The following is an 18,773-nucleotide window of genomic DNA, read 5'->3' as shown; positions in this document are numbered from 1 at the left end:
CGCGCTCGCCGGCCGTTCTCCGCGACAATGCCATACAGACGTCGATGTCCTTTTAAGTAGGGCGCTTGCCCGTGGCGGCCGGGCGCCTAGCACTGGCCGGGCCGGTTTCGGATCGCAGCCCGTACGTGCCGGAGTGTTCCGGCCGCCACGACCAGCCAGACGGCCAGGGCCAGCCAGGACACGGCGCGCCCGAGGTCCCACAACGCCTCCTGGTGGAACACGCGCGACATCCGCAGGCTGACCAGGCCCGCCATGCCCAGGGGAAAGACGGTCGACCAGCGCCGCATGTCGAACCGCGGGCGCGGCCAGATCACCTCCGAGAACGCGAGCGGAACATAGGCCGCCGCAGCCTCACCGGCGAGACACACCGTCACCAGCCGTAACACGCCTCGCGCACCCTCCGGCACGCCGAACGGGGCCGCGGCCTCCACCAGCGTCGTACTCGCGAGCGTACTGATCGCGAGCGCCCCGCCCAGCACCCACTCATCACCGGCCCCGCGGATCACCTGCCGCAGATCGAAACGCGACGCCACCACCGCGTACAGCACCACGCCCAGCACGAAGGCGACCGTCGCCGCGTACAGCTCCCAGCGCTGCCCACTCAGCCGGGCCAGCAGCCCCGTCAAGACGGCGAGCGACTGCGTCGCGACACAGACCATGAAGCTCGTGCCGACGGTCGGAGTCGACCAGTGCGCCAGCACCACCGGCAGCAGCACCACCCACAACGCCACCGCCACCACCAACAGCCCGTACGCCGGCCACGACCACCCTGCCCCGGCCGAGCGGCTTCCCAGCACGGCCGTCCCCGCCACCAGCGTCAACGACGCCGGAAGCCGCGCCTCCCGCCGCCACCGAGCCGGGTCGGCACACCAGCGCGTCACCAGGACGGGCAACAGCACGACCCACACCGCGGCCGCCACCGCGAACAAGGACCAGGACAGCCACGACGGCCCCGTCACCGAGAAGCACACGGACACGATGCCGCCGGCCATCACCACGGCCCCCGCACCGGGCGACACGGCACCCGCCAACCGTTGGATCACCATCATGTGATGCCCCACCCGGCGCCCGGGGCGCCGCCACTCCCCGCCTGGCTGTCGCGGAGCGCTCACGGCCGGTGCGCCTAGCCCGAATCTTGCCCCGTACAATACTTAACATATGGAAACTAATCGCGATCTTCCAGCCGATGACACGAATGAGGCGGTCGAGGCCCTGCCGGCGAGCGGACGCGCACGGCATCTGGGCGATTTCAATGTCACAGCCCGGGTCCTGGTCATCGCCGCCTGGGCGGTACCGGTGGGTGTCGCCGCGGCCGGCGCGGCGTACGTGCTGCTCCGGCTGATCGCACTGATCACGAATCTGGTTTTCTATCAGCGGCTCGACACGACCATGACGGCGCCGGGCCTGGCGCATCATTCGCCCCTGCTGATCGTGGCGGCACCGGTGGCAGGCGGCCTGGTGGTCGGGCTCATGGCGCGGTTCGGGTCCGAGAAGATCCGCGGGCACGGAATGCCGGAGGCGATCGAGGCGATCCTGACCGGCGGCAGCCGGGTCCAGCCGCGGGTCGCGCTGCTCAAGCCGATCTCGGCGGCCATCAGCATCGGCACCGGCGGCCCGTTCGGCGCCGAGGGCCCGATCATCATGACCGGCGGAGCGCTCGGCTCCATCCTGGCGCAGGTGCTCCGCCTGTCGGCGGACGAGCGAAAGACACTGCTGGTCGCGGGCGCGGCCGGTGGCATGGCGGCCACGTTCAACTCGCCGCTCGCCTCCGTGCTGCTGGCGGTGGAGCTGCTGCTGTTCGAATGGCGTCCGCGCAGCTTCATCCCGGTCACGACGTCCGTCGCGGTCGCCACCCTGCTGCGCGGCCCGATGCTGGGCTTCGGCCCGGTCTTCGGCGTCCCGCCGCTGCACGTGCACATGGACGCCACCACGCTGGGAATCTGCCTGCTGGCCGGGCTGAGCGGCGGCGCGCTCGCGGTCGCGGCCACGTTCCTGGTCTACTTCGCCGAGGACGCCTTCTCCCGCCTCCGGTTCCACTGGATGTGGTGGCCGGCCATCGGCGGGCTCATCATCGGCGTCGGCGGCCTGGCCGAGCCTCGTGCGCTCGGGGTCGGGTACGACGTGATCGGTGAGCTGCTGTCCGGGCGCGCGGCCCTGAGCCTGATCGTCGGGATCCTGATCGTCAAGACTCTCATCTGGTCCCTGTCCCTGGGCTCGGGCACCTCCGGCGGGGTGCTCGCACCGGTCTTCATGATCGGTGCCGCGCTGGGCGCCGCCGAGGGCCATCTCATCCCCGCCGCCACCCCGGCGCTGTGGGCGATCGCCGGCCTGGCCGCCGTCGTCGGCGGGGTCATGCGCTCCCCGCTCACCGGGGTGATCTTCACCCTCGAGCTCACCCACGCGTGGAACACCGGCCCGGCGCTGCTCATCGCCTCGGCCTCGGCGTACGCGTTGTCCGTGCTGACCCTCAAGCGCTCGGTGCTGACCGAGAAGATCGCCCGCAGGGGGCTGCACCTGACCCGCGAGTACTCCACCGACCCGCTGGAGGCGTTCTTCGCCTCCGACGTCATGGCCACCGAACCGACCGTGCTGCGTCCCGGCCAGACCGTCCAGGAGGCGCTGCGTCACATCGCCGCGGCGGACGGAGGCGGCCAGCACCTGTACCCGGTCACCGGAGAGGACGGGCGGCTGCTCGGCGTCCTGCCCCACGCCCGGCTGCTGTCGGCGCAGGCCGGCGGCGCGCGGCGTACCGCCGTCTCGGCGCTGCTGGAGTCGGGTCCACTGTCCGTCCGCGACGACGACACGCTGCGGCACGTCGCGTACGTCCTCGCCGAGCACGACATCACGCAGGTGCCGGTCACGGCCTCCGACGGCACCGTCAACGGCCTGATCGCGCTCCCCGACCTCCTGCACGCACGGCTGCACGACCTCACCGAGGAGCATCACCGGCAACGGCTGCTGCCGGTACGCCCCCTGCCTCGCCGTCCGGCCGAGGGACGGCGCGACACCCGCGCACCGGGACGCGGCACCGCCGAACGCCGCCAGCACCGGTCACGGCACCGCGACGCGACCTGATCCGATGCCCGCTACGAGCTGACGACGTCCGCGCCGAGGTGCCAGCGCAGGCGGCGCGTCTCCTCGCTCCCGAGCGCGGGCCCGGCCGCGTCGAGCAGGGAGCAGAGCCGCCGCAGCACCTCCGGTGCGGGCGGGCGGTAGACGGTCGCGGCGTCACCGCGCGACCAGGCGACCAGATCGGCGCGCGCCCGCGCGAAGAGGTCGGCGTCACGGGCGGCGAGGAGTTCGAGGTCGACCTGAACGCGGGTCCAGGTGCCGGAGGCGCACAGCAGCTCATAGGCCGCCTGCCGTACGTGGCGGGGCGAACCGGCGGCCAGCAGTTCCCGCAGACGGGCGGCCGGCACGGCATCGGGCTCCGTGCGCAGTGCCGCCCTGACGGCACGAACGACCACCGGCGCCGGGTCGGCGAACATCCCCGCGACCCGGGCCGGTGATCCGCCCAGCCGGCGGATGGCCCGTACCGCCGCCGCCCGGACCCGGGGACTCCTGTGCCCCAGGAAGGGCGTCAGCACGTCGATGTCGGGCACCGCGCCACACTCGCCCAGCCCGGCGACCAGCGCGCGGGCCCGGCCGGCCGCCGGGTCCGCCCCCAGGACCCGGCGGTAGAGCACCGCGGGGGTACGGCCCGTCCGCCGGACCGCCCACTGCGCGGTGGCACGCATGAGCGCCGACCGGTCCGCGAGGTGGTCCGCGCCGGCCTCGGGACGGCCGAGCCGCACCAGAGCGGCGAGTCCGTCCGCGACGAGCGTCCAGCGCGCTACCGCGGACTCCCGGCGACGGCCGTCCGGGGAGCAGGCCGCCGGACGGCGAGCTCCGCGGGGCCGGAGGCGCGGATTTCACGGACCACTGCGACGCCCCTCCTTCGGCGTCAGGAGCCTCAGTCTCCCGGCGCCGTTCGCCGCCGACTCTCGCGTAGGGACCGGTGGGTTACTTCTCCTGGTCGCGCAGTGCCGCGGCCACGGCGGACAGCCCCGCCTCGCTCGAGGCCTTGACCAGCACCACGTCCGCCGGCTGTAGCAGGTCGCGGACGAGGTCGGTCGCCGCGTCGCGGTCCGGGACCTCGTGCACGCTCACGCCCGCGGCGCGGGCGGCCTCGGCCAAGGTCTCCGGGCCCTCGCCGGTTCCCACGACGACGAGGATCTCGACGCCCAGCTCGCCGACCAGCCTGCCGAGGGCGGAGTGGTGGTACGCCGTCTCCTCGGCCTGGCCGGTCATCTCGCCGAAGACGGCGATCCTGCGCCGGCCGGCCGCCATCGTGGCCGCGGTGCGGAGCGCCGCCCGCATGGAGACGGGGTTGGCGTTGTACGCGTCGTCGATGATCGTGACGCCGTCGGCCCGCTCGGTCACCTGGAAGCGGTTCGGCGAGCGCCGGACGGCGGAGCTGAGCGCCTCGGCGATCCGGTCGGTCGCGACGCCGATGACGCCGGCGACGGCCGCGGCGGCCAGCGCGTTGGCGACCAGGTGCTCGCCCGGCAGGCTCAGCCGTACGGGGGCCTTGCCCGAGGGGGTGCGCAGGGTGAACGACGCGTGGCCGTCGGGGTCGACGGTCACGTCCTCCGCCCGTACGGTCGCGTCCGGGCCGGTGCCGTAGAACACGACCTGCGCGAGGGTCTGTTGCGCCATGGCGACGACGCGTTCGTCGTCGGCGTTGAGCACGGCGAAGCCGCCCTTCACCGCCGGGGGCAGGGCCCGCGGCAGCTCGGCCTTCGCCTTCGCGACGCCCTCGACCCCGCCGAGCGTCATGATGTGCGCCGGCCCGACGTTGAGCACCAGGCCGAGCTGCGGCCGTGCCACCCGCATGAGGTGGGTGATGTCGCCCGGCTTCCCCGCGCCCATCTCCAGGACGAGGTAACGGGTCCGCCGGTCGGCGCGCAGGATGGTCAGCGGCAGCCCGAGCTCGTTGTTGTACGAGCGGTCGGTGGCCACCGTCGGCCCGTTCTGCTCCAAAATCTGGGCGAGCAGGTCCTTGGTCGTGGTCTTGCCGACCGATCCGGTGAGGCCGATCACGACCGGGTCCAGCCGGTCCCGTACGTACACGGCCAGCTCGGTCAGCGCGTCGACCACGTCGTCGACCACCACGCAGGGGCCGTCGACGGGCCGGGAGCCCAGCACCGCGCTCGCGCCCGCGGCGTAGACCTGGCCGGCGAAGTCGTGCCCGTCGCTGCGCGCTCCCACGATGGCGGCGAACAGCGCGCCCTCGGTCGCCTCGCGGGAGTCGATGACGACCGGTCCGGTGACCCTGACGGGGCCGGAGGTTCCGTGCACGGTACCGCCGACGGCCCGTGCGATCTCTTCCAGGGTGAGTGTGATCAATGTCCTGCCTCGACGGTCTTGCTCTGCTTACGCGTGTGCCGGGCGAAGGCCAGGTCGATGAGCCGGGTGAGGATCTCCTCGTAGGGGACCCCGCTCTCGGCGAAGCCTCGCGCGTACACCGAGCGGGAGGTGAACCCCGGCATGGTGTTGATCTCCCCGACGTAGAGCCTCCCGGCCGCCTCGTCGTACAGGAAGTCGACGCGGGCCAGCCCGTTGGCGCCGATGGCGCGGAACGCCCGGGCGGACAGCTCACGCACCTCCTCGGTGACGTCGGCCGGCAGTTCGGCGGGCGACGTGATCGAGTCGGCCATGCTGAGGTACTTCTGCGCGTAGTCCGAGAAGCCGCCGATGATCTTCGCCTCGGACGGCACCGAGACCTCGGGCTCGTCCATCTCCCCGAGCACGCCGCACAGCAGCTCGCGTGCGGTGACGCCCTCCTCGACCAGGACGACGTCGTCGTAGCGGAACGCCTCCTCGACGGCGCTCACCAGCTCGTCCGGGCCGGTGACCCGCGAGATGCCGATGGAGGAGCCCATGTTGGCCGGCTTGACGAACCGCGGCCAGCCGAAGTCGCCGGCGAGCCGCAGCGGCTCGTCGCTGCCACGCCACTGCTTCTCGGTGAACCAGACGCCGGGGACGAACGGGATCCCCTCGGCGGCGAAGGCGCGTCTCATCGCCACCTTGTCCATGCCGACCGAGGAGGCGAGCACGCCGCACCCGGCGTACGGCAGGCCGAGGGCCTCCAGGTGACCCTGGATCACTCCGTCCTCGCCGTACGGCCCGTGGATGACGGGGAAGGCGACATCGAGCCGCTCCAGGACGACGTCCGGCGCGTCGCGGGACACCAGGCGGCCGCCGCGTCTGAGCTCGACCTCGCCGCCCTCGACGGGCAGCCGGTCCTGGATCGCGGGCCCGGCGGACTTGCGGGCCGCGACCTCCTCGACCGTCTCGGCCGGGACCAGCACCCAGCGCCCGTCGCCGGTCACCCCGATCACGACCGGGCGGTACCGGTCCGGGCGCAGGCCGCGGACGACGGACAGCGCCGAGGCGGCGGACACCTCGTGCTCCGCGGACGGCCCGCCGAAGATCACGCCGACGGCGATCCGCTCGTCAGACATCGTCGCCTTCCTTCGCGAGGAGATTCACATCGTGCTGCCGGTACAGCGCGGCCGGGCTGTTCGTGCGCATCGCCCAGTAGCGGTCACCATAGGACCAATGCCACCACTCGGTGGGATAGTTCACCATTCCGGCGGCGGTGAGCACCGTGCTCAGCAGCTCCCGGTTGCGCCGTGCGCCGGCGGGGATCCCGGTGGCGGCGGTGTAGCAGTCACCGTCGCTCTCTTCCGGATTGGCGTTCACCTCGGTGCCCATGGGCAGTTCGGCGCCGTCCGCGTCGCACAGGGTGACGTCCACCGCGGCACCGGCCACGTGGGGCGCGACCTCCGGTGGCGCGACGAACCGGCTGGCCTGCGCGTGCACGCGCGACGACGGCCACTCCGGGTGCAGACGGGCCAGCTCCGAGGCGTACTCGTCGAAGTAGCGGCGCTGGAGCTCGGGCGGGCGGTACGCCTCGACGACGCGCAGCCGTACGCCATCGTTCAGCATGCTCTGCGCCTCCAGCAGCCGGGTCGCCACACCGGCCCGCACGTGGGCGTACGCGCCCAGCGGATCGGCGAGCCGGTCGTCGAGCACGAGCTCGGGATGTCGTCTCAGATCGACGAACGGTTCGCCGATCTCGGCGACCGGAATACCGGCCACACGCTCGTCCGACATCAGCGTGATCTCCGTCAAGCTCCCCACCGGTTCTCTATGGCGCATCGGTTTCTGGGTGACGGTAGGGCGCGAGTGCACGCCGGGGATACCGGGCATTTCGGTGAAGTCAACCGGGCAATCCGGGTTTTTTCACCGAGTGATTTCCGCTGATGGCCTGAACAGTGCCGCGGCGGCCCCACGCTGGCCGCATGCACTCGATCATCGGGCGGACGGAGATGACGGACGTCGCCCACGGCACGCACGCGCGCATCGACCTGGCCGCGATCTCCGCGAACACCTCGGTGCTGGTCTCGGCCGCCGCCGGTACGCCGGTGATGGCGGTGGTGAAGTCGAACGCCTACGGCCACGGCCTCGTCCCCTCGGCTCGCGCCATGCTCGACGGTGGAGCGAGCCGGCTCGGCATGGCGCAGGTCGAGGACGCGCTAACGCTGCGCCAGGCGGGCGTCGACGTGCCGATCCTGGCCTGGCTGCCGTGGCGTCAGGCCGACTACGACGCCGCCGTCCTGGCCGATGTGGAGCTCGGGGTGGAGGCGCCGTGGCGGCTCGCTCTCATGGCCGAGGCCGCCGAGCGGAACGGCCGTCCGGTCCGGGTCCATCTCGAGGTCGACACCGGGCTGTCGCGCGGCGGGGCCACCCGTGACGACTGGCCGCAGCTGGTGGATGCGGCGCGGCGGGCGCAGGCGGCCGGGCACGTCACGGTGACCGGGGTGTTCTCCCACTTCGCCTGCGCGGACGATCCGGGGCATCCGTCCATCGCCGCGCAGATCAGTGCGTTCGACGACGCCGTACGGTACGCCGCGGCGTCCGGCGTGGAACCGGAGCTGCGGCACCTCGCGAGCTCCGCGGCGCTGCTCACCGTGCCCGAGAGCCGCTACGACCTGGTCCGCGCCGGGCTGGCGCTGTACGGGCTGAGCCCGCTCGAGACCGGCGGGGACTTCGGGCTACGCCCGGCGATGAGCCTGCGCTCGACCGTCGCGGTGGCCAAGCGCATCCCGGCCGGGACCGGAGTGATGTACGGGCTGAAATACCAGGTCGCGTCCGACAGCACGATCGTGGTCGTGCCGGTCGGCTACGCCGACGGGCTGCCGCGCGCGGCGGGCACCGCCGGAGTCGAGCTGCTCGTCGCCGGCCGCCGCCACCGCATCGCCGGAGTGGTCGGCATGGAGCAGACCGTGCTGGACGTCGGGCAGGACCTGCCCAGCCCCGGTGAGGAGGTGGTGCTGTTCGGCCCCGGCGACGAGGGCGAACTCACCCTCGCCGAACTGGCCCGGCAGCTCGGCCTGCTGCCCGCCGAGATCCTCGCCCGGATCCCGGCGGCGCTTCCCCGGGTCTACGTGTCCTGACGCGGCCCGCGCCGCTCCGCCGCTTCCGGGCTCACGACGCGGCGTTGGCGCACAGGGTGAGTACCTCGCTGGTCAGGGCGGCCGCCGCGTCGGGCCGGCCCATGCTCCGCGCCCTCGCGGCCATGTCGGCGAGACGCGCACGGTCGCCGAGGAGCCCGAAGAGCTCCTCCGCCAGCCGGGGCGGCGTGGCGTCCTCGCCGATCAGCACGCGGGCGGCGCCGTTCCCGGCGAGGTGCTCGGCGTTGCGGACCTGTTCGTTCCCGCCGGTCGGGATCAGCGGGATGAGCACCGACGGCTTCCCGATCGCGGTGAGCTCGCTGACCGTGCCGCCGCCGCTCCGCGCGATGACCACGTCGGCGAGGGCGAGCAGGTCGGCGAGCTCCTCACCGACGAAGCCGCGCACCATGTACCGGGGACGCAGGTCGGCGGGCAGCCGCTCGGCCACCGCGACCGCGGCGTCGGCCAGCTGGCTGCCCGCCTGGTGGAAGACGTTGGCGTGCCGCAGCAGGTCGGGCAGGATCGCGGCGACCAGCTCGTTGACCTGCCGGGCGCCGAGCGAGCCCCCCGTGACGTAGACCGTCGGCAGCGACGGGGTCCAGCCCGTCCAGCCGAGCCGTTTCGGCGCCTCGCCCGCGTCGCCGTCGCCCAGGCCGGGGCGCAGCGGGTTGCCGGTCACCACCGCGCGCCCCCGCAGGCGTTCGGGCAGGAGTTCCAGCGACGGCTCCGCGCTGAGCGCGATGCGCGTCGCACCCCGCATGGTGATCCGGTTGGCCAGTCCCACGCGCACCGTCTGCTCGTGCACGAGCAGCGGGCGGTGGCAGAACCGCGCGGCCAGCCCGACCGGCACCGACACGTAACCGCCCGTGCACAGCACGGCGTCGGGCCGGAGGTTGCGGACCACGCTGATCGCCTCGCCGACACCGGCCGGGACCTTGCCCGCGTCCTTGATGTTGGCCGCCGTCAGCATGGCCAGCGGGTTGCGCGCACGCCGCAGCTTCCCGGTGGGGATCGCGGTGAACGGTACGTTCTCCGCCTCGGCGATCCCCTTCTCGATGCCGCCCTCGCTGCCCACCCAGAACGGATCCAGGGCCAGGCCGTACCCGCCCAGCGCCACACGAGCCGCCCGGATGACCGTGACGGCCGGGAACGTGTGGCCGCCGCTCCCGCCGCCGCTGACGACGAGCCGCACCGGACTCCCGCGGTCGATGAGGGCCTGCGGGACGACGACATGCATCATTCGAACTCCTGGAAGAAACCGACTGGTCCGGACGCGGCGGCTCAGCAGGACAGGGCCGCGGCCAGTTGGGGTCGCCCGGTGATGCCGAGCTTGCGGTAGACGCTCGTCAGGTACTGCTCGACGGTGCGCTGTGTGAGCACCATATCGTCGGCGATCTGGCGGTTGGTCGCTCCTGCGGCGGCCCGTTCGGCGGCGGCGCGCTCCTGCGCCGTGAGCGCGGTCACGCCGCCGATCCGGCCCAGGTCCGGCCGGTCGCCGGCGCGCTTGATGTACCGGGCCGCCCGGAGCCAGACGGGCCGGGCTCCGACGACCCGGGCCAGGGCGAACCCGTCCTGGAGGTGCTCGCGGGCCCGGTCGGCGGCGCCGGTCTCCAGCTCGACCGCGCCCAGGTCCACCAGTGCCACCGCGCGGTGGAGCTCCGCGTCGATCCCGTCGAGGACCGTGACGGCCTCGATCGCCGCGTCCGGATCCACCGCGACCACACCGGACGCGGCGAGGGCGGCGCTGAGCGCGCGGGGGCTCCCCCAGCGACGGGCGAGCTCCACCTCCTCCGCCGCGAGGGCCCGCGCCGCCGCGCGGTCGCCGAGCAGCGCGTGGCACCGCGCGGCCTGCGAACGCCACGGGAGGGCCGCCGGGTTGTCGATGCCGAGCGTGCGCAGGATCCGCCCCGTCTCCAGGAAGCCCTCCAGCGCCTCCTTGCGCTGGTTCCGCGCCGCGCACAGCGACGCACGGGCGAAGCCGAACACCGCGGTCGCCCACGTCGGGGCCGCGGGCGCCGCGGGGGTGTGCTCCCGGATCAGCCGGTCGGCGGTGTCCAGGTCGCCGAGGTCCGTCAGCACGGCCACCAGCCGGGCGACCCCGTCCGTACCGGCCACGGACGGGTGCTTCAGCGCCCCGCCGAGCACCGCCCGGGCCCCCTTGAGATCACCGCGCCCGTACGCGAGGCGCCCGCGGAGGCAGGCCGAGACCGCCGCGTCGCCCGCGGCGCCCTGCCGGTGCCCGAAGCGGCCGTCGGTCCCGCCGAGGTCGCCGACGAGGTCGTACTCCTCGGCGTCGATGAGCGCGCTCACGGCCGGCCACCGCAGCCGGAGCTCCCAGGTCCGCTGGTGGTCGATGGTCTCCAGGGCGGACCGCGCGCGGCGGACGCACTTCGCCCGGTCGTGCCCTCGCCGGGCGTCGGACCAGGCGTCGACCACGGCGGACAGCACGGTCAGGTGGGCGTCGCCGGCGGCCCGGTCCCGGAGCCGGGACATCCGCCGGGCGAGGAACTCCCCGGCGTCGGCGGAGGCCATGTACGCCGTGAAGGCGCCGAGCTCCGCCTCGGCGGCGAGCTCGTCGCTCCCCGGCGGCAACCGCGCGCAGACCTCGTCCACGATCTCCAGGGCCGAGGTGAGCGGGCGTCCGGCGAGGGCGTCGACGTAGGCCAGGTCGACCCCGATCCGCACCCGCAGGGACGGCTCGGTGGCGACTGCGAGGGCCTCGCGGAGCGTGCTCTCGGCGCCGGCGACGTCCGCGCCTATCTCGGTGGCGCCGATGCCGGCCAGCAGTTCGGCGCGGGCGGAGACGGGCATCGGCTCGGCCAGCGCCCGGCGCAGGTACCCGAGGGCCTGCTCGGGGAGCCCCCGGTCCAGGGCGGCGTCGGCGGCGGCCCGCAGTGTCTCCAGCGCCCAGGGCTCGCTGGACATGTCCACGGCCATCAGGTGGGCGGCGGCCCGCTCCGGTTCGGCGTAGTGGTCGCGGACCAGGCGTGCGGCGCGCAGCCGCCCCGAGGTGCGGAGCCCGGCGGAGATCCCCGAGTCCACCACCACTCGTGTCAGCGCGTGGACATAGCGCAGCGGCGAGGTGTTGGTCAGGACGTCCAGTTTGATCAGCCGGTCGGCCGCCCGCGCGGCGGCGTCCAGGTCGACGCCCGCGAGCTGGGCGACCAGGACGAGTTCACCGTCCTCGCCGAGGACCGCCACCGCCTGGGCGACGGCCGGTGCCTCGGGCCCGCACCGCCTGATCCAGGACAGCACGCGGCGGGACACGGCGGCACCGCCGATGTCCTCGATCGCCGTCAGCGACTCTTCCACCGGTGGTACGGAGCGCGCCGCCAGAGCCGGCAGCAGGTCGGCGAGCAGCGCGGCGTTGCCGCCGGTGACCCGGTGGCACTCCGCCAGGAAGGCGTCGTCGGCGCCGGCGCCCATGACGTCGGCGATCCAGCGGCTGAGATGGGCCGGGGTCAGCCGGTGGAGCGTACGCCGTTCGCAGGAGGCGATCAGCTCGTCGAGCAGGAACTGCTGCTCGCTCATCTCCCGGGGGGAGCTGGCCAGTACGAGGGCGAGCGGCAGGTCCGCGCTCCGGTGCGCGAGGTAGGCGAGCCAGCGCAGGGACAGGGTGTCGCACCACTGCAGGTCGTCCAGCGTGATCAGCACCGGCGCGCCCGCGGTGACGTCGAACAGGTGGGCCGACATCAGTTCGAACACGTCGAAGGGCGAGGCGTCGTCCTGTGCCGGGCGGAGCGCGGGGACCGACCGGCCGTCCGGCGCGGGCGGAAGCCCGGCCAGCACCTGCCGCAGCACACCGAAGTCGTTGGCGGCCTCGAGGATGGCCGCCCGGCCGGTGAGCACGGTCCACCCGCGCCGCCGCGCGTCCGCGCGCACCCGGGCCAGCAGGGCGCTCTTGCCCGCGCCCGCCGCGCCTTCCAGCGAGAGCAGCCGGGCGCGGCCCCCGGCGACCGCGTCCAGCGCGGACGCGAGCGCCGCCGTGTCGGGCTCCCTGCCGTAGAGCCGCCCGGAGACGTCCGGCCCGGCGTCACGGTCGTAGGGGCGCACCAGGCGCTCGACGCGCACGGCGCGCGGCGACACGCCGCCCGCCTTCGTGATCCGCGCGTGGTCCCGCATCGCCGCCACCGTCCCGTACAGGCGCCTGTCCACGATCCATCCCTCTTGTCGGCCCACACCAGTCTGGAAGACCGCCGACCGGTCGCCGAGGATAAACGCTAAGAAACACGACACCTCAACTGATGCCGGCGAGCCGACATCGGTTCGGAAGACTTCGGGAGACTCCGCGACCGCTGTCAGCGGGCGGCCGGCTCACGCAGGGCGACGCTCCCCCGCCGGCCGTCCCGGCGCGGGTGCCGGCACACGCCACCCCCGGCGCGATGAGAGTGGTGCGAATGCCGGACGGCTCGGCCTCGGCGGCCAGAGCGTCGTAAACGCCTTCGAATCCCCACTTCAGCGCATGTTACCGCGATAACGGGCGAGGCTGTCCGGCCGCTCATGATCGCCGACCGCGTCGGCGATCCGCCGCGCTTCGCGCGGCGACGCGCGGCACTCCGTGTGGCGACGTACGGCTCCCGGCGCGGGCCCGACCGGGCGGCCGGCGAGCCCCGGTCGAGGTCAGTGCGGCGACCGCCGCGGGGAGGGACGGAGGGCTCGGTCTTTCTTGGAGGACTCTGAGAAAGCGTGGCTAGCTTCCGGACCGTTCGAACCGCTCGGATACCGGGAGTCCGTACATGCCGGAAATCGTGGATTATCTCATCATCGGAGCCGGCCCGGCCGGCCTGCAGCTCGGATACTTTCTGCATCGCGCCGGCCGGGACTATGTGATTCTCGAGGCCGGCGAGACCCCGGGGACCTTCTACCGCGATTTCCCGCGCCACCGGCAGATGATCTCCATCAACAAGCCGCACACCGGGTGGGACGATCCGGAGCTCAACCTGCGGATGGACTGGAACTCCATGCTCAGCGACGATCCTGAGCTGCTTTTCACCCGCTACACCGACCGCTATTTCCCGCACGCCGACGACTACGTGCGTTACCTGTGCGACTACGCGTCCCGACCCGAGCTCAACGTGCGGACGAACACGCGTGCCGTCCAGGTGGCGCGGGACGACGGCGTGTTCGTGGTGACCGACGACAGCGGGAACGTCCACCGGGGACGCCGGCTCATCGTGGCGACCGGGTTCGCCGCGCAGTACCTGCCGCCGGTTCCCGGGATCGAACTCGCCGAGCCGTACGCCGAGGTCTCGGTCGACCCGGAGGACTTCACCGACCAGCGCGTCCTCATCATCGGCAAGGGGAACTCGGCGTTCGAGACGGCGGACAACCTCACCGAGAAGGCCGCCGTCATCCACGTGGTCGGGCCGAGCGCGATCAAGTTCGCCTGGCGCACGCACTTCATCGGGCACCTCCGCGCGGTGAACAACAACTTCCTGGACACCTACCAGCTCAAGACCCAGAACATGGTCCTCGACGGCACGATCCAGCGGATCGAACGCCAGGGCGACGAATTCGTGATGACGCTGAGCTACGCGCGCCGCGACAAGGTCGTACGGCTCGCCTACGACCGGGTCATCGCCTGTACCGGGTTCAAGCTCGACAGCTCGATATTCACCGACGGGTGCCGGCCGGAGCTGACGATAAACGACCGTTTCCCGGCACTGACCAGCGAATGGGAGTCGGTCAACGTGCCGGGCCTTTACTTCGCCGGAACGCTGACCCAGGTCCGCGACTTCAAGAAGTACACCAGCGCCTTCCTGCACGGGTTCCGCTACGGCGTCCGTGCGCTGTGGCACATGTTCGAGCGCAAATACGAAGGCGTCGAATGGCCGTCACGGGAACTGTCGGCGCCGAAACCCTCCGAAATGGCCGACGAGCTGGCCGACGCCGTGCTGGCCCGGATCAACCGCACCTCCGCGCTCTGGCAGCAGTACGGATTCCTCTGCGACCTGATCACCGTCGGGCCGGACGGGACCGCGCGCTACTACGAGGAGATGCCGTTCGACTACGTACGGGACAGTGACTTCGGCCAGGCCGACCGCTACTTCACGATCTCGCTGGAGTACGGCCGCGGCCACTCCTCGATCGACCCGTTCGACGTCGAGGCCGGTCGTGCCTGGGAGGCCGACCCGAGCCTGGACGACCGGTACCTGCATCCGGTGGTCCGGCACTACCACCGCGGCCAGGTGCTCGCCGAGCTGCGACTGAAGGAGGACATCTGCAACGACTGGTCGGGTGAGGAGGAGTACCGCCTCCCGCTGCGCGACTTCCTCGCGCCGAAGCTGGCGGAGGTCTGACCATGGACCCGGTGAACGTTCGCGAGTTCGAGGCCCTCGCCCGCGAGCGCCTCGACCCCGTGCACTACGACTACTTCGCCGGCGCCGCGCAGGACGAGATCACGGTGCGGGCGAACGAGTCCGCCTTCGCCCGCCTCGCCCTCGTGCCCAGGGTGCTGCGCGGCGCCGCCGCGCCCACCCTCGACGTCACCCTGCTCGGCGCGGACGCGTCGATGCCGATCGTCATGTCGCCCACGGCCTTCCACCGGCTGGCCCACCCGGACGGCGAGCGCGCCACGGCCCGTGCCGCCGCGGAGGCCGGCACGATCATGATCGCGGCGATGCTGTCCACCGTGGCGATCGAGGACATCGCGGCCGAGGCCGGCAAGGTCGCCGCCGACCCCGCCCTGTGGTTCCAGCTCTACATCCAGCCCGACCTCGGGTTCACCGAGGCGATCGTCCGGCGCGCGGAGGCCGCGGGCTGCCGCGCCCTGGTGGTCACCGTCGACTCCCCCGCGCTGGGCCGTCACGAGCGCAACGACCGGAACGCCTTCCACGACCTGCCCGACGGGATCCGGTGTGAGAACCTGCGGGAGCTGCGCGGCGGCGAGCCGGGCAGCGTACGCCAGGTCGTGCTCTCCCCGGAGATCTCCTGGCGCCACATCGACTGGCTGCGCGAGATCACGCCGCTGCCGATCGTGCTCAAGGGCGCGCTGCATCCGCTGGACGCCCGCCTCGCGGTCGAACGGGGCGTCGACGCCCTCCTGGTCTCCAACCACGGCGGCCGTCAGCTGGACACGATGCCCGCGACGATCGACCAGTTGCCGTTCGTCGCGGAGGCGGTCGAGGGGCGGGTGCCGCTGCTGCTCGACGGGGGCGTGCGGCGCGGCACCGACGTGGTGAAGGCGCTCGCCCTGGGGGCGCGGGCGGTGGCGGTCGGCCGGCCGGTCCTGTGGGGTCTGGCCGCCGACGGCGAGGCCGGGGTCGCGCGCGTGCTGGAGATGCTGCGCGCCGAGACCGCCCACACGCTCACCCTCTGCGGCTGCGACGGGCCGCGCGCGGTCACCCGCGACCTCGTACGGGAGACCCGGTGCTGCCACTGACCCTCACCGTCCTCGCGATCGTCGCTGTGGTGGCGAGCCTGCCGTACTGGCTGCCCCGGATCGTCGTGGCGCTGCGGATGTGGATCTTCGCCCGGATCAACGGCGACGAGGGCGTCCCGATCCCCGGCCGGAGCGTCGACGTCCGGCACTTCACGCGGGTCTACTCCGACCCGGCGGCCGACGGCCGCAGCCGGGGCGCGCGGCTGTCGGACCTGTTCTGGTACTGGCTGGCTCCCGGCCCCGAGGTGCACCAGGAGCATCTGGAACCGGGCGAGCGGTATGAGGAGGTCGCCCGGACCACCCGGCGGATCCTGGCCCGCCCCAAGCCGGAGGTCGAACGCCTCGCCGCCGCCTGCGCGGCCCGTACGCTCGACGCCACCCGGCCGGGCCTCGTCCGCCTGCGCGACCTGATGATGCCGATCTGGGCGGATCTCTACTACGAGCTCGTCTTCGGCCGGCCGTGCCCGCCGGAGGCCCGCGACCTCATCGTCGGCAACGCCGACGACGTCGTGACCGCGCTCAAGTGCTGCGGCCTGCGGCACATGGACCGCCGCGCGCGGCTGACCGCGTACCTGCGGGAACGGTTGGAGGAGATCCCGCACGCGCTGCCGTCGTCGCTGTCGCGCGAGGAGCGGGTGTTCTACCTCCAGGGCGCCTTCTTCAACACGGCCGTCGTCCAGATGTCCGAGGCGATGGCGCACCTGCTGATGGCGATCGCCCAGCATCCGGAGGTGCAGGAGCGCCTGGCGCGCGACCCCGGCGACGACGCGTACCTGGACCAGGTGATCAATGAGAGCCTGCGCCGCTACCCGCTGTTCGGCATCGCGCACCGCATCACCTCCAAGGACATCACCGTGGACGAGCGGACGACGTTGCCGGCCGGCTCGGTGCTGTGCTTCGACTACCCCGCCTTCCACACGGCCGGTTATGAGGACCCCGAGCGGTTCGACCCGGACCGCTGGCGGACGCTGCGGGTGCGCGAGGCCAACCACATCCCGTTCGGGGTCACCGCCAACCGGCCCTGCCCGGCCAAAGGCGTGGCGCCGCTGACGATGCGCGTGGTCGCGCGGGAGACGCTGCGCCGGTTCGCCGTCCACTCGTCGGCCGCCCACACCCGGTCGCTGCCGAACCGGGGGCCGTGCGTCCTCCTCCCCCGTACGGACGACGGCGCCCGTGCGGGTGACCGCGCCCTCCGTACCCGGCTCGCGCTGCTCCGCGTGCGCGACCGGTGGGAGGACGTCTGGCGCAGCATGGTCCAGCTCGGTTTCGGCACCTACATGGTCTGGGACGCCCGGCGCCACGCGCCGGCCGCCCGCTACTTCGCGGAGGCGACGCGTTGAAACGGTACGGGTTCCCGGCCGGCTCGGTCCTGGTGCTGGCCGGGGTCGCGATGCACGTGCCCGACTACCTGATGGCCCGCCACGACCACTTCATGATGGCCGGCATGCCGATGAGCGGCCTCATGACCACCGGCATGGTGCTGATCGCCGCCGGGCTGGTGCTCGCCGTCTGGGGCCTGCTGCCGGGCCGCGCCGAGCTGGCCGCGCGGGCGCGCCGGGTCCCGGCGACGCAGCGGTACGCGGCCCTGGACCGGGCCGAGCTGAGCCCGGCCCACCGTGTCCTGGCGATCGTGCTGTTCGTCGGCCTGGTCATCGACACGATGAAGCCGGCGTCGCTGGGGTTCGTCGCCCCCGGCATGGTCAAGGAGTACGGGCTCGACCGTTCGGAGATCGCGTCGCTGCCGTTCGCCGGCATCACCGGCACCGTGGTCGGCTCGCTGCTGTGGGGCTACCTCGCCGACGTCTTCGGCCGCCGGTCGACGATCCTGTTCACCGGGCTGATGTACGTCGCCACGTCGATCTGCGGCTTCATGCCGTCGTTCGGCTGGAACCTGGCGATGTGCTTCGCCATGGGCATCGCCGCCGGCGGCATGCTGCCCGTCGTGTACTCGCTGATGTCGGAGTCGATCCCGGCGCGGCAGCGGGGCTGGCTGCTGGTGCTGCAGAGCGGAATGGCCGCCGCGCTCGGCTACCTCATCGCCAGCGGCGCGACCTCGCTGCTGGTGCCGCACCTGAGCTGGCGCGTGCTCTGGCTGCTGGGTGCGCCGACCGGGGTGCTGCTCGTCGTGCTCACCCGATGGATCCCCGAGTCGCCGCGCTTCCTGCTCGCCTGCGGGCGGGACGAGGAGGCGGCCGAGGTGATGCACCGGTACGGCGTGCGCGCCGTCCCCGCCGATCCCGCCTCCACCGCCGGCGCTCCCCCGCTGCGGCTGCCCGCGCTGCTGACGGGGTCGTTGCTGCCCCGCACCGCCGGCATCCTCGTGTACGGGCTCGGCTGGGGCGTCGTGAACTGGGGTTTCATCACGTTCCTGCCGGTGTTCCTGCAGACGGCGGGCTCGGGGACGCGGCCCAGCGACCTGCTGCTCCTGTCCTCGGTGTTCGCGCTGCCGGCCACCGCGGTGGCCGCCGTGGCGTACGCCCGGTGGAGTAGCCGGCGGGCCATGCTGGCCTACGCGGGGGTCACGGGGCTGGTGCTCCTGCTGTTCGGCGTGCTCGACCCGAGCGGGCCCGGTCACGGCGCGCTGCTCGTCGCCCTGATCAGCCTTCTGCTGTCCGGCGCGGCCGGCATGATCGCGATGCTCGCCCCGTACGCCGCCGAGGTCTACCCCACGACGCTGCGCGCCACCGGCAGCGGCGTGGCCGCCGCGTCGAGCAAGGTCGGGGGCATGCTCGGCCCGGTGCTGCTGACCACGGCACCGCGCATCGGGACGCTCGCGCTCGTCTCCGCCGTCCCGGTCGCCGCCGCCGCGTACGCGCTGTGGCGCACCGGCATCGAGACCGCCGGCCGGCCGCTCGTGGAAGCCGTCACACCCGTCGAACAGGAGGGCTGAG

13 protein-coding genes are annotated in these 18,773 nt (G+C 73.0%); 6 read left to right on the top strand and 7 right to left on the bottom strand.

Annotated features, from left to right (window positions below; all coding sequences use genetic code 11):
• Nucleotides 1-86: 86 nt before the first annotated feature.
• A complete protein-coding gene (locus ABEA10_RS38180) occupies nucleotides 87-992 on the bottom strand; it encodes a tellurite resistance/C4-dicarboxylate transporter family protein (RefSeq protein ID WP_345472842.1) in 906 nt (301 codons plus the stop codon).
• A gap of 166 nt (nucleotides 993-1,158) precedes the next feature.
• Between ABEA10_RS38180 and ABEA10_RS38175 the strand changes: the two genes are divergently transcribed.
• Entirely contained in the window at nucleotides 1,159-3,075 is a 1,917-nt protein-coding gene (locus ABEA10_RS38175; protein WP_345472449.1) for a chloride channel protein, read from the top strand.
• An 11-nt stretch (nucleotides 3,076-3,086) separates the two neighbouring features.
• On the opposite strand, the gene ABEA10_RS38170 is transcribed toward ABEA10_RS38175, so the two are convergent.
• From ABEA10_RS38170 to ABEA10_RS38155, 4 genes are all read right to left on the bottom strand, one after another.
• Nucleotides 3,087-3,794, bottom strand: coding sequence for a hypothetical protein (locus ABEA10_RS38170; protein ID WP_345472447.1), 708 nt, complete (start codon nucleotides 3,792-3,794; stop codon nucleotides 3,087-3,089).
• Between the two features lie 208 nt (nucleotides 3,795-4,002).
• Nucleotides 4,003-5,388 carry a UDP-N-acetylmuramoyl-tripeptide--D-alanyl-D-alanine ligase gene (locus ABEA10_RS38165; protein ID WP_345472445.1) on the bottom strand — a complete coding sequence of 462 codons (1,386 nt, stop codon included), beginning with the start codon at nucleotides 5,386-5,388 and terminating at the stop codon, nucleotides 4,003-4,005.
• Entirely contained in the window at nucleotides 5,385-6,506 is a 1,122-nt protein-coding gene (locus ABEA10_RS38160) for a D-alanine--D-alanine ligase family protein (protein WP_345472443.1), read from the bottom strand. The genes ABEA10_RS38165 and ABEA10_RS38160 overlap by 4 nt, the downstream gene beginning before the upstream one ends.
• Nucleotides 6,499-7,161 carry a M15 family metallopeptidase gene (locus tag ABEA10_RS38155; protein ID WP_345472441.1) on the bottom strand — a complete coding sequence of 221 codons (663 nt, stop codon included), beginning with the start codon at nucleotides 7,159-7,161 and terminating at the stop codon, nucleotides 6,499-6,501. The genes ABEA10_RS38160 and ABEA10_RS38155 overlap by 8 nt, the downstream gene beginning before the upstream one ends.
• A gap of 188 nt (nucleotides 7,162-7,349) precedes the next feature.
• Between ABEA10_RS38155 and alr the strand changes: the two genes are divergently transcribed.
• Nucleotides 7,350-8,504 carry an alanine racemase gene (gene alr / locus ABEA10_RS38150; protein ID WP_345472439.1) on the top strand — a complete coding sequence of 385 codons (1,155 nt, stop codon included), beginning with the start codon at nucleotides 7,350-7,352 and terminating at the stop codon, nucleotides 8,502-8,504.
• A gap of 31 nt (nucleotides 8,505-8,535) precedes the next feature.
• Here the strand turns inward: alr and ABEA10_RS38145 are convergent, their stop codons facing one another.
• Nucleotides 8,536-9,741 carry a UDP-N-acetylglucosamine--N-acetylmuramyl-(pentapeptide) pyrophosphoryl-undecaprenol N-acetylglucosamine transferase gene (locus ABEA10_RS38145; RefSeq protein WP_329245025.1) on the bottom strand — a complete coding sequence of 402 codons (1,206 nt, stop codon included), beginning with the start codon at nucleotides 9,739-9,741 and terminating at the stop codon, nucleotides 8,536-8,538.
• Nucleotides 9,742-9,782: 41 nt separating this feature from the next.
• Nucleotides 9,783-12,656 carry a helix-turn-helix transcriptional regulator gene (locus ABEA10_RS38140; RefSeq protein ID WP_345472435.1) on the bottom strand — a complete coding sequence of 958 codons (2,874 nt, stop codon included), beginning with the start codon at nucleotides 12,654-12,656 and terminating at the stop codon, nucleotides 9,783-9,785.
• Nucleotides 12,657-13,237: 581 nt separating this feature from the next.
• On the opposite strand from ABEA10_RS38140, the gene ABEA10_RS38135 reads away from it, so the two are divergent.
• From ABEA10_RS38135 to ABEA10_RS38120, 4 genes are read left to right on the top strand one after another with little or no spacing between them, the layout of a single operon-like run.
• Nucleotides 13,238-14,800, top strand: a complete 1,563-nt coding sequence (locus ABEA10_RS38135; protein WP_345472433.1) for an NAD(P)-binding domain-containing protein — start codon at nucleotides 13,238-13,240, stop codon at nucleotides 14,798-14,800.
• 11 nt (nucleotides 14,801-14,811) lie between these two features.
• On the top strand, nucleotides 14,812-15,882 hold the full coding sequence (locus ABEA10_RS38130) for an alpha-hydroxy acid oxidase (RefSeq protein ID WP_345472431.1): 1,071 nt from the start codon (nucleotides 14,812-14,814) through the stop codon (nucleotides 15,880-15,882).
• A complete protein-coding gene (locus tag ABEA10_RS38125) occupies nucleotides 15,870-17,222 on the top strand; it encodes a cytochrome P450 (RefSeq protein WP_345472429.1) in 1,353 nt (450 codons plus the stop codon). The genes ABEA10_RS38130 and ABEA10_RS38125 overlap by 13 nt, the downstream gene beginning before the upstream one ends.
• Complete coding sequence (locus tag ABEA10_RS38120; protein ID WP_345472427.1) at nucleotides 17,219-18,772, top strand: MFS transporter; 1,554 nt, start codon at nucleotides 17,219-17,221, stop codon at nucleotides 18,770-18,772. The genes ABEA10_RS38125 and ABEA10_RS38120 overlap by 4 nt, the downstream gene beginning before the upstream one ends.
• The last annotated feature ends 1 nt before the right edge of the window (nucleotide 18,773 follow it).

The organism is Actinoallomurus oryzae (genome assembly GCF_039541955.1).
Taxonomy (GTDB): Bacteria; Actinomycetota; Actinomycetes; order Streptosporangiales; family Streptosporangiaceae; genus Actinoallomurus; species Actinoallomurus oryzae.
Note: the sequence above shows the minus strand (reverse complement) of the source record. Positions and strands in the feature narration are given on the sequence as shown.